Origin of the sequence: Paraliobacillus sp. PM-2, assembly GCF_001368815.1 — a bacterium.
Taxonomy (GTDB): domain Bacteria; phylum Bacillota; class Bacilli; order Bacillales; family Amphibacillaceae; genus Paraliobacillus.
In genome coordinates this window covers 778,733-790,927 of the sequence record NZ_CTEI01000001.1, presented here as the reverse complement: position 1 = coordinate 790,927, position 12,195 = coordinate 778,733, and the positions used below count along the sequence as shown (strand labels likewise).

Here is a 12,195-nt window from a genome sequence, read left to right as displayed (position 1 = left end):
CTCACTCTTTTCTAAACAATATGTATTTATTATACTATATCCAAGCTTATCAATCTAACATGATTATTCATTACTTTTTTTCCACTGTGCATACCTCACCGTTCAAAATAAAATAACACGCTATGTCCTTTGTAAAACCCCAAAAAAAATACACAGGCGAAATCACCTGTGCGAATATTTATTAAAAAGGGGGTCAATTAGTTATTTATATTGTACCCTATTTTTGTTTCGTACGTGTTACAGGAGCATTAAGATCCAGTTACTTTCTAATTGCATCTTATTACAATCTACTGAACAGCTTTCAACGATTCTTTTAACTCTTCAATATAAGATTGTGCTGATTGTGCTGCAATACTTCCATCTCCTGTTGCTGTAACAATTTGACGAAGTTCCTTATCACGAATATCCCCAGCAGCAAAAACACCTGGAATAGATGTTTCCATTTGCTCATTTGTTGGGATGTAACCTTCTTCATTCGTTACACCAAGTGATTTAAATGGCTCGCTTAAAGGAATCATTCCAATATAGATAAATGTTCCATCTGCTGGATGTTCATACTCTTCACCCGTTTTTTTATTTAACAAAGTTAAGCTACCAACTTTTCCATCTTTTTCATTAATTTGTTTGACGATTGTATCCCAAATAAAGTCAACTTTCTCATTATCAAATGCGCGATCTTGAAGAATCTTTTGTGCACGAAGTTCGTCACGACGATGGACAATAGTCACTTTACTAGCAAAGCGTGTTAAATAAACACCTTCTTCTACTGCTGAATCTCCGCCACCAATAACCAGTAACTCTTTATCTTTGAAAAAAGCACCATCACAAACTGCACAATAGGATACACCTCGACCGCTTAACTCTTCCTCACCAGGTACGCCAAGTTTTTTGTATTGCGCTCCGGTTGTAATAATAAGTGATCTAGTCTTATATTCCTTAGAACCTGTAACTACAGTCTTATACTCTTTTCCATCAATAACCTCTTTGATGTCTCCATAAGCATATTCTGCACCAAATTTCTTTGAGTGTTCAAACATTTTGTTGGACAAATCTGGACCTAAGATACTTTCATAGCCAGGATAATTTTCCACGTCTTCCGTATTAGCCATTTGTCCTCCTGGAATTCCTCGCTCGAGCATTAATGTATCTAAGTTAGCACGAGAGGTATAAACAGCTGCTGTCATTCCAGCTGGTCCTGCTCCTGCAATAATCACATCATAAATTCTTTCTTCAGCCATGATTTGTTCATCCTTTCAAATTAAAGTAAAGCCTCATTTCCCTTTTTGATAAAATAGGAAGTTATCAATTGCGTTAACACACATATTTTATAAGTATTAATGTGCAATTTTTTGTGTGCTTAATCGAAATAATTACTATACCCATTATCGTATTTTTACATATAATCGTCCAATAATATGCTCACATATACTTACACATTATTTTGTCTGTTGCCAAGGAGCTTGCTCTGTTTTTAAAACCGAATAGAGCATTACACCTTCTTCCCATAAACGTTGCGCTCGTTTTTCATCCCCGACTTGATAGGCTACCTTGGAAAAATACCTGTAATAATTAATGTGTCCTCTTAAACTTTTTTTAGACAAAGAAAGAAATCGTGAATATGCGAGTTCATCACAACCTATATGAGCAAATGCTATGGCTAAACGTAACTTTTGCTGCTCATGGATTGGGAAGATGTTAACTAATGAATGTTTTAATTGGTCAACTTTTGTTTGATCATTTTGTTCATAGTAAAACATGATTAAATTTGTAAGACTAAAGATAGAAGCGGGGTGTTTGTTTAACCATGCTTCTTCTAAATTTATTGCATCCCTACGATCACCAGAGAAGAATAATGCATATGCATATTCATGCTTGGCGGTCATATGATCAGGAAATAATGTCATCATTTCTTGTAATAATGGTAACGCTTTTTGCCAATCTTTTCGTTCCAAATGGTGAAAAGCGGTCTCCTGATACATTAATAATTCGTCTTCATCATCCAACCAATCGTCATCTTCACTTAATTGTAAAACGCTGAGTAACTCTTCTGTTTCTTCTTTAAATTCGCCTTCAGGATCTTTTTCTAAATAAATGGTTGCGTATTTTTGTGCATCATGCAACAAACCAAGGTGTGCATAATTATTGGCAATTAGATAATAGCAATCTAAATAATCTTCTCCTTGTTTTTCAATAACTTCTGTTAGAATTTGATTGGCAGCATGATAGGCACCAATCTCTGTATAAATAATCGACATTTGGCACGGATACAACGGCTCTGTTGGATCAGCTTCTGTCGCTTTTTTAAACCATTTCAAAGCAATATCAAATTTTCTTTTTTGAAAAGCATGAACACCTTTAGAAAAATAAAAATCGCCCTCTGGAATAAAAGGAATGACATTATCTACAGTTGATTGTTTTTTGTTTTTTTTCATTATACTCATATGTCTCCCCCTTGAAAGGACCTATCGTATCGTTTGAAGTATATCACATATTTGACTATGTTCCTATAAGATTAATAGCAAAACTGATATACAATAAAAAGCTCGCTTAATTACTTAGCGAACTTCTTCATTGAATGATATTTTGTGTAAATTTCTTAAAAAATTGATTTGTCTTTAATTATGAATAAAATGGTTTCTGACAAGCAAGCGTTAATTCCCTTTTATAATATGCCGTTTCATCACGATTCCAGTGAAGTTTCTTTTCTAAATAGGCTAATACACCTGCTCCATTTCGTTCAACGGATTCCAAGTTAAAAAAAAGATCTCCTGTACGTCTCATAAAAAAATCTAGTGGCATATAAATGCATTCCTCTTCTAATGCATAGATTAACTCTGCAAAAACAAGTGGTTCCACTTCAAAATGCTGTGCTTCTTGATAATAACTATAATAATTCTGCCAAATCTTTTCTACATTTTTTCCATAACGATCAATATACAATCCTTTTACACAATCATCTATATTGATATTAGCTCGCTTTAACTGTCGTTGTTTAAACTCGGCAAATCCTGCTGATCCACCTACTTCTCCTCCAGCAATGGGAATCAATTTGGTTTCAGATGGGGAATACAGAATTCCTTTCTCATGTTTCAGTTGTCTAGCAATTTTATCAACAACCTTTTCAGCCATTTTTCGATAAGCGGTAAGTTTACCACCTGCTATGGAAATGAGTCCTGATTCTGCATACAAGATCTCATCTTTACGAGAAATTTCACTAGGATCTTTCCCTTTCTCCGTAATTAATGGCCTAACTCCTGCCCAACTCGATTCAATATCAACTAACGTAAGATGTAACGAAGGAAAAATTTGATTTATTGCCTCCAATAGATAGTGACAATCTTCTTTAGTCACTGAAGGGTTAGCAGTATCTTCATGATATGGTGTGTCCGTGGTACCCACATACGTTTTGTTTTCTCGTGGTATGGCAAAAATCATTCTACCATCGATATGATCAAAATATATCGCTTGTTTTAATGGGAATCTACTTTGATCAAAAACAAGATGTACGCCCTTTGTCAAAAAAAGTGCTTTATCTTTTTTAGAATAATCTAAATCCTGAACAGAATCGAGCCATGGACCTGTTGCATTAACAATTTTATTTGCATAAACCGTATAATTTTCACCATTGATTTGATCTTCTATTTCCGCACCAATAACTTTGCGCTGTTCATCATATATGAATTGCACAACTTTCATATAATTTAATGCCGTTGCACCTAGCTGTACCGCTTTTTTCATTACTTCAATTGTTAATCGGGCATCATCCGTTTTGTATTCTATATAATCCCCCGCTCCAATTAAACCTTTATTAGAAACCAACGGTTCTTTCGCTAGCACTGCTTTTTTAGTAAGCATTTTATGCCGTTCTTTTTTTTGAACACCCGCTAAGCGATCATACATCGTTAATCCAATTCGTGTACTCCATTTATTCAATGTGCCATCTTGATAAATTGGTAATAACATATTTTCCGGTTTCGTAATGTGTGGGCCATTTTCAAATAAAATTGCTCTCTCTCTACCAACTTCTGCGACCATTTTAACTTCTCCATGCTGAAGATAGCGCAGACCACCATGAATTAATTTAGTCGAGCGACTAGATGTACCTGCAGCAAAATCCTGCATTTCTACAACTGCCGTTTTCATCCCCCTAGCAGTCGCATCCAAAGCAACCCCTGCACCGGTTATGCCACCACCAATTACTAATACGTCAAATATCTCTTTTGAGAGCATCTCAGTTATTTTATCTCGATGAATATTTGAGAACCCCATCCCTTTACAACCCCTTGTGCTGTTATCTATTCCTATTTTGCATTCATACAATATCAAACCTGCTGATTACTATTGTTGAAAAAATCATCTTGTTTGATTCGTTCCTGCATTTGCTCGGCTGTATAAACAATGCGCATTGGATTTCCTGCAACGAATGCACCGGCTGGTACATCTTTATGTACAATTGTTCCTGCCGATACAATTGCGCCATCACCTATTGTGACACCAGGCAACACCGTACTGTTAGCACCTATCATTACTTCATTGCCAATAATAACATCACCTAATCGGTATTCTTTGATTAAGTATTCATGTGCTAGAATCGTTGTATTATATCCAATCACTGTATTTCTTCCAACTGAAATTCGTTCTGGAAACATAATATCTAGCATAACCATTAATGCAAAGGCCGTTTCATCTCCAACGTTCATTCTTAGAAAATTTTTATACAGCCAATTTTTCACCGTTAGAAAAGGAGTATACCTTGCAAGTTGTATAACAATAAAGTTTTTTATTACTTTTACAAAAGGGACTGTTTTATACACATGCCATAAGGAATTTGCACCCTCTACTTTGTAACGCTCTGTATTTCGCATGGGTTACACCTCAAGAATAGTTAATAAATCCTTCATTTCCTTAAGCATATAATCTGGTTGATAGTCAGCTAAAGCGGCTTCTCCTTTAATCGACCAAGCAACTCCTGCTGTTTTTACCCCAGCGTTTTGTCCAGATTCAATATCATGATAGTTGTCTCCTACCATTAACGCATGTTGTGGACTAGCATCAAGTTCTGTTAAAGCTTTTATAATTGGTTCCGGATGTGGTTTAGCGTTCGTTACATCATCCAAGCCAATAACACATTCAAATAGTTCATATAAACCAGTTATTTTTAATCCTAATTCAGCTGTATCACGTATCTTGGTTGTAACAATTCCCAACTGGTAACCTTTGTCTTTTAATGTTCTCATCGTTTCTACCACCGTTGGATAAGCTACCACATATTTTTCATGATTTTCGATATTGTGTGTACGATAAGTAGTTATCATCGCTTCCACATGATCAGGATCGACTTGGTGAAGACTATCGTACAATGGCGGACCAATGAAAGGAAGAATATCTTCTCGTTGATACTTTTTCCCTGTATGCTTTTCTAACGTATGTGTGAACGATGCGATAATTAATTCATTCGTGTCAATTAATGTTCCATCTAAATCAAAAAGAATCGTACGTATGCTCATGCTTGATGACTTCCTTCCTATTTGTTAATTGTTTTCTATTCCAAATATATCCGATTGTTGCTGTTAAAATAATTGCTGTAACTAGACGAATCAATAAGAGTGGCCAAACAGGTATACCCAGTGGAATAAAGATCAGTGTATCTTCGACTACCGCATGACAAGATACTAAAAAAATAAAAGCTAGGTACATATCTTTTTTTGAAACGCCATCTTCTTTTACTGCTTGCACCATGACACCTGTCCCGTAGGCTAATCCAATAAAAAGCCCCGCAACTAATGTCATGGAAGCTTTCTTTTCCATTCCAAGCACACGCGTACATGGAGCCAAAGTTTTAGAGATTCGCTCCATCCAACCTAATTCACGAAAAAATTGCAAAACAACCATTAATGGAATGACAATTACGCCTAGTTGCAATACACTAATGAACGCAGTTTGGAAACCTTCTATACCAATTGCCAACCAACCTTCTGGCGCTTGCATTTCCTTTGAAATTAATCCATATTGTGCTAATTGATTGCCACCATCCCAAACTAGCTGTATCATCCATGCTGAAATGATTGCAAGTACTATTCGTACACTAACAATAACCGGCCATTTAATACCGACGCGAGTTGCCACCGAAGACTCAATGATTAAATTATGCGAAAAAGACAACATAATCGCTAGAGTAAAGACTTCCTTAACCGTAAAATCAAACGATATAATCGCTGCAATACCGGCATATAAATTAAGTGTATTTCCTAAAACAAGCGGTATTGCAGCTTCACCCGATAATCCCAAACTATTCATTAATGGTGTAACTAACTGTACCAGCCAATCTAACACTGGTGTATATTGCAGAATCGTTACAAACACAGTAATAGGAAAAATAACTTTACTTAACGTCCACGTTACCTGTAAACCTTGTCTTGTCCCTCTTTTTATTATTCCATTCACTATCTAATCTCCATTATATCTTTTTTCCACTATATCTGCGGTTTGCCATATTTGTTTTTCTACGATAAATCATTATACCTATACATACAACAACTAAAACAATCGAAATTACTTGGGCTGTTCGTAATGAACCGATGATATATAAACTATCCGTACGCATACCCTCGATAAAATACCTTCCAACAGAATAACCAATCACATAAGTTAAGAATAATTCACCTCTTCTAGGATTCACTTTTTTACGTAGAACTAAAAGTAAACTAAAGATCAATATATTCCAGACCGATTCATATAAGAATGTGGGATGATAATATGCACCATCTATGTACATCTGATTTACAATAAAATCAGGTAAGTATTGCATAAAATTATTGAAAAATGCGTCAGATACAACTCCACCATGCGCTTCCTGATTGATAAAGTTACCCCATCGTCCAATTGCTTGACCTAAAATGAGACTAGGTGCTGCAATATCAGCAAGTTGCCAAAATGATACCCTTTTTACTCGTGCAAAAATAATAGCCGTTATAACTGATCCTATCAGTGCTCCATGAATAGCGATGCCACCTTCCCATATGGCAAACACATCCCACCATGGACCACCTTGATATCTTTCCCATTCAAACGCGACATAATAAAAACGAGCAGAAATAATTGCTATTGGTAAGGCAAACATAATTAAATCTGTAAATAAGTCTTTTTCTAACCCCAACCGATCTGTCTCTCTTGTCGCTAACCACAAACCAATAAAAACACCACTAACAATGATAACCGCATACCAATAAATAGTTAGTGGACCAAGTTCTAAAAACACACGATCAATTGGTGGTGATACTTGAAATAACAAAATAGCTAACTCCCTTCCCTATTCCAAATCGTAATCAATACCTAAATTACTTTTTTCATTATCTATCATCGTAGTTAATCGAGTAGAAAACTCCTCGGCAGCATTCACACCCATTTGTTTCAAACGAAAATTCATCGCTGCTACTTCAATAATAACCGCCAAATTTCGTCCCGGTCGTACAGGTAATGTTGCCTTGGGTACTTCTACATCAATAATTTTCATTGTTTCTTCTTCTAAACCTAGGCGATCATATTGTTTTTGTTCATCCCATGATTCTAAATTAATAACGTAAGATATCTTTTTGTATGAACGGACAGATCCTGCCCCAAATAATGTCATTACATTAATAATACCTAAGCCACGAATTTCTAATAAATGTTCTATCAATGGTGGTGAAGAACCAATTAAACGATCATAATCTTCTTGTCTAATCTCAACACTATCATCTGCTACCAGACGATGCCCTCTTTTTACTAACTCAAGTGCCGTTTCACTTTTACCTACGCCACTTTGCCCTGTAATGAGTACACCAACACCATATATATCAACTAATACACCGTGCATTGCTGTAAATGGTGCAAATTTTGCTTCTAAAAAGTTTGTTAATCGACTGACAACGCGTGTTGTTTTATATGGCGATCTTAGTAATGGCACATCTGCTTTATCACATGCTTGTATAAGCTCATCCGGAATATCCATACCTCTTGAAACTACAATCCCTGGTGTTACTGGGGTACACATTTTTTTTGCACGGTCAGCCCGTTCCTCAGAATTCAAATCTTTATAATAAGAAAGTTCTGTCTTCCCTAATAATTGTAATCGTTTCTTTGGATAGTAACGAAAATAACCTGTCATTTCAATTCCAGGACGTGAAATATCACTCATAACAATTTCTCTATTAACGCCGTTACTACCAGCAACTACTTCTAACTTAAACTGATCTAATAAATCTTGTGTATAAATTTTAGTCAAATTCATCCCTCCATCATGCCATCAACTTATTACCTTTTGTAACAAGATGTATGTTTATTGTAGCACTTTTTGTTTGTACAATCACCAATTTAATAGTGAATCAATTATTTTAGTTGGACTGAAATCCATCCTCTTAGACTGTTAATGAACCAAACATTGCAAGCCGCCATGACTTCTTTCTTTGTAATCGTACGTTCTTTAATCATGTGATGTTCTAATAAATAGTCTCGGTATGTTCCAGGCAATAAACCAGCAGATAAAGGTGGTGTGAATAGTTGACCATCCAGCTCAACGACGACATTCCCGAATGTGAATTCTGTAATTTCCTCTTGATCATTCCAAAGTAATACAGAGAATATAGATGGATTATTTGTTACATGTTCTTGATAAATCGAACGGTTCGTTGTTTTATGATAATGGAATACATTTGTTTTATCTATGGGATAGCTAGCTAATTCACATTCAACAGATTCTGGTGTATTACTTAATTCTTCTACGGACTTATGCAGTTCACCATTCAAATCTAATAGAAGTCTTACTTTATATTTCCCCACATCTAGCTGATGTTTTATTTTTTCTAATGTTTTGTTTACCTTCTCTTTCGAAAAGGGAATATTAAAATACTTTGCAGACTCAGCTAATCGTTTGACATGATAAGCTTCTAATGGGTAACTCCCTTGCTCTAATAATATGGTTTCAATTAATTGAAATGCTGACCTTTTTTCAGTCAATAATTTCGCTTTCGTTTTCAATTCTTCATACTCATTTTTCACTTTAGAGTCCCATGTTACACCACTTCCAACGCCATAAGTTGCTTTTTTAGTTCTTTTATCTATCACAACGGTTCGAATGGGAACATTAAAAATTGCCTCCTGTTTAGGAGTGAAATAACCAATCGCACCACAATACACCCCTCTAGGATTCTGTTCAAGTGCAGCAATATATTCCATTGTTTTCATTTTTGGAGCACCTGTTATGGATCCACAAGGAAATAATGCTTGAAACCAATCAATTATACGATGTGTATTTAGATCAGCGGTTATTGTAGAAGTCATTTGATGAACAGTTGGATACGACTCAATTTCCAATTGTTTCGTAACTTTTACAGATCCGAGTTTAGCTATTTTCCCTAAATCATTTCGGAGTAAATCTACAATCATTAGATTTTCCGCTCGTTCTTTTTCTGATTCATATAATTGTTGTTTTAAACACTCATCTTCTTGAAAAAAACGTCCTCTACGCGAAGTGCCTTTCATCGGTTTCGTTATTATTTTTCCATTCTGTACTTGAAAGAAAAGTTCAGGGGAAGCAGATAATATTTGGTAGTTATCCAATTCCATATATGCACTATAACCTGCTTTTTGATTGTACTTTAGTTGTTGATATAACGTATAAGGATCACCAGAAAAATCTGCTTCCATTTGCGTCGTGTAATTAACTTGATATGTATCCCCATTTTTAATTGCACGTTTAATTGCTTTAATCCCTTTATCATATTGTTTGTAATTAGAAATAAATGACCAATCAGAAACATGATAAGATTCACTTTCAGTAAAAGCGCACGATTTATTTGGTTCGGGTTCATTAAATATTGCGAAATAAATTAACGGAAAATCGCTTTTTGTACAAACGACCTTATAGTTATGATCGAAAGCGGGGGCAGCTTCATAAGACACGAAACCAGCAGCATAATATCCATCATTTATTGCTTTCTCTACTTTTTTTAATATAGGGATCACCTGATTAATGTCTGTAGATTGATATACATCTATTGGATTTCCAAAAAAAATAGAGTGATGATCATCTGGATTTGTTTGAAAAGAAAATTGAAGAAATGGGTGACTCATTCTTTTAGTTGCTCCTTTTTTTCCTACTTTTCCACAGTATAACTTAAAAACGAGCCTTATAGAAATTCAAGCTATGCAGATGGAATAACTGAATTAACATTATTATACACAAAAGTACCCTGTAGGTAGCTTTTAAAGAGCTACTCTATAGGGTACTTTTTTTAATAAAGCTTAAAATTTTTATCCAACCTTAACTCAAGTAATACGATCTTTAATTAATCGATTGAGAATTAAATTAATTAGTGATAATACAATTGCAGCAAGTACCGCAATTCCGAAGCCATCAATAACAAATGAATCACCTATCAATGCTTGTGAAAGCATTAATGTGATTGCATTGATAACAAATAAAAAAAGACCGAGTGACACAATAGTAATTGGTAATGTTAATACAACTAAAATAGGCTTTACGATCACATTTAGAACAGATAAAATGACACTTGCAAATAACGCTGTTCCAACCCCTTCTATATAAAAGGCATCAAAAAGCTGTGAAACCAGTGTCAATGCAAGTGCATTTAATAATAAAGACACAAACCAACGCGTCATTATGATACACCATTATCAATTGGCATAATGATTGCTGCTGCGATATATACAAAAACTAATGGGAAAAATGCTGTAAATGGAAGTGCAACAACAAAAATTAATCGCAATATCGTTGCATCCACATTAAAATATTCTGCAATTCCACCTATTACACCTGATACCATTTTATTTTTACTTGAACGATACAGCTTTTTTTTCATCGTATATCCTCCTTTTCATCTATTATGTTATGCTCTAATTGATAAATCTATCCATTAACTCATTTATCAATTATATTCCTCATTTTTTATTTCGTTAAACACTTTGAATTCATAAAATAATAGAAAATTTGAAAGGCGCTAACATTGTACTTTCAATTAAAAATGCCAAGTATAGAACTGTTCAGTCGACAACTTTGTTTTTATAATATCGGCTAATTTTTCGATTGACGGATCCATATCTCCTAGTACACCCGCTGCTTGAGATTGATGTGCTAAAATAGTTTCGAACTTCTTTGTGAAGTAAGGTGTGATATCTAATGAAACATCTGGTTGTCCTAAATCTTCAAAGCGAGTATTCGTAATCGCTTGTGCCCAAACCTTTGGACGTTTAGAAATCTCCATACGTTTTATTGCTTCAATTGTTGCCGCCCCAAATGCATTATGATCTGGATGAACAGCGTGACCTGGATAATGAGTAATTACTAAACTAGGCTCTAACGCTTCTAAGTATGTTAGCAGGTTAGTAGCTATCTCATCTTTTGATTCAAATTCTAATGTTTTATCACGATAGCCTAGCATATGTAGATCAATATCTAACACATCACAAGCTGCAATAAGTTCTTCTTTACGAAAATGTGGTAAACTTTCTCTTGTAGCAAAAGTAGGATTCCCCATATTTCTTCCCATCTCACCTAATGTTCCACATAAATAAGTAACAGGTACACCTTGTTCTCTAAAGTGTGTGATTGTACCTGCCGCACCAAATGCTTCATCATCAGGATGAGGGAAGATAACAACAACATGACTTTCCATTTATTCTCCAACTCCTTTATATACCAACTTACTCATTAAATGGTGTTCTACTAAGTTGCAAGGCCACCATTAATCGTCCTTCTCGATCATGCCCCGCTAGCAATAAACGGTCAGAGGTATCTATCTCATATTCGCGAACACCTTCAGCATAAACCCAACCATTATCAGTTTTTAACCCGACACGATAGCCAGTATGATCACCAGTGATTTTTGCTTGATGATAGCGAACCGTTGCATTGCGCATGAAGACACCTACATTATATGCATCAGCATTATGGTGACTAGCGTATGCACCGTTAGTTGTTTCTATATGCACATATACGTCTTGATTTGCTAGCTGATTTAATTTTGTTTGTACAATTGTTTTATCTATGGCTTCCAATTGGTTAAACTCCTCTCTCATTTTTCCCTATTGTATACTGTACTCAATTTTATCTTTTAGGTCAAAATGAACAACTTATTCTTATTATTAATAAGAATAAGTTGTTCATTTAAGTATGGTAGTTATAAACAACGACATAAC

Annotated in this window: 13 protein-coding genes; all 13 read right to left on the bottom strand. The window is 35.0% G+C overall.

Annotated features, from left to right (window positions below; all coding sequences use genetic code 11):
* Positions 1-287: 287 nt before the first annotated feature.
* Positions 288-1,238 (bottom strand): thioredoxin-disulfide reductase, encoded by a 951-nt coding sequence (trxB, locus tag BN1058_RS03520; protein ID WP_090852942.1) that lies wholly within the window; start codon positions 1,236-1,238, stop codon positions 288-290.
* 198 nt (positions 1,239-1,436) lie between these two features.
* A complete protein-coding gene (locus tag BN1058_RS03515; RefSeq protein WP_369688242.1) occupies positions 1,437-2,441 on the bottom strand; it encodes a tetratricopeptide repeat protein in 1,005 nt (334 codons plus the stop codon).
* Between the two features lie 178 nt (positions 2,442-2,619).
* Positions 2,620-4,269 carry a glycerol-3-phosphate dehydrogenase/oxidase gene (locus BN1058_RS03510; RefSeq protein ID WP_090852939.1) on the bottom strand — a complete coding sequence of 550 codons (1,650 nt, stop codon included), beginning with the start codon at positions 4,267-4,269 and terminating at the stop codon, positions 2,620-2,622.
* 53 nt (positions 4,270-4,322) lie between these two features.
* Positions 4,323-4,865, bottom strand: coding sequence for an acyltransferase (locus BN1058_RS03505; RefSeq protein ID WP_090852936.1), 543 nt, complete (start codon positions 4,863-4,865; stop codon positions 4,323-4,325).
* A 3-nt stretch (positions 4,866-4,868) separates the two neighbouring features.
* Positions 4,869-5,507 (bottom strand): pyrophosphatase PpaX, encoded by a 639-nt coding sequence (ppaX, locus tag BN1058_RS03500; protein WP_090852933.1) that lies wholly within the window; start codon positions 5,505-5,507, stop codon positions 4,869-4,871.
* The gene (locus tag BN1058_RS03495) at positions 5,482-6,444 is read right to left on the bottom strand and encodes a nucleoside recognition domain-containing protein (protein ID WP_090852930.1); all 963 of its coding nucleotides are present in this window, start codon (positions 6,442-6,444) and stop codon (positions 5,482-5,484) included. The genes ppaX and BN1058_RS03495 overlap by 26 nt, the downstream gene beginning before the upstream one ends.
* Before the next feature lie 13 nt (positions 6,445-6,457).
* The gene (gene lgt / locus BN1058_RS03490) at positions 6,458-7,291 is read right to left on the bottom strand and encodes a prolipoprotein diacylglyceryl transferase (RefSeq protein ID WP_090852927.1); all 834 of its coding nucleotides are present in this window, start codon (positions 7,289-7,291) and stop codon (positions 6,458-6,460) included.
* A gap of 18 nt (positions 7,292-7,309) precedes the next feature.
* On the bottom strand, positions 7,310-8,263 hold the full coding sequence (hprK, locus tag BN1058_RS03485) for an HPr(Ser) kinase/phosphatase (RefSeq protein ID WP_176694434.1): 954 nt from the start codon (positions 8,261-8,263) through the stop codon (positions 7,310-7,312).
* A gap of 104 nt (positions 8,264-8,367) precedes the next feature.
* Positions 8,368-10,110, bottom strand: a complete 1,743-nt coding sequence (gene pabB / locus BN1058_RS03480; RefSeq protein ID WP_090852920.1) for an aminodeoxychorismate synthase component I — start codon at positions 10,108-10,110, stop codon at positions 8,368-8,370.
* A 195-nt stretch (positions 10,111-10,305) separates the two neighbouring features.
* Positions 10,306-10,662, bottom strand: a complete 357-nt coding sequence (locus tag BN1058_RS03475; RefSeq protein WP_090852917.1) for a phage holin family protein — start codon at positions 10,660-10,662, stop codon at positions 10,306-10,308.
* Positions 10,659-10,859, bottom strand: coding sequence for a PspC domain-containing protein (locus BN1058_RS03470; protein WP_090852914.1), 201 nt, complete (start codon positions 10,857-10,859; stop codon positions 10,659-10,661). The genes BN1058_RS03475 and BN1058_RS03470 overlap by 4 nt, the downstream gene beginning before the upstream one ends.
* Before the next feature lie 156 nt (positions 10,860-11,015).
* Positions 11,016-11,672 (bottom strand): bacillithiol biosynthesis deacetylase BshB2, encoded by a 657-nt coding sequence (gene bshB2, locus BN1058_RS03465; protein WP_090852911.1) that lies wholly within the window; start codon positions 11,670-11,672, stop codon positions 11,016-11,018.
* Positions 11,673-11,700: 28 nt separating this feature from the next.
* The gene (locus BN1058_RS03460; protein WP_090852908.1) at positions 11,701-12,054 is read right to left on the bottom strand and encodes a YojF family protein; all 354 of its coding nucleotides are present in this window, start codon (positions 12,052-12,054) and stop codon (positions 11,701-11,703) included.
* Positions 12,055-12,195 lie beyond the last annotated feature (141 nt).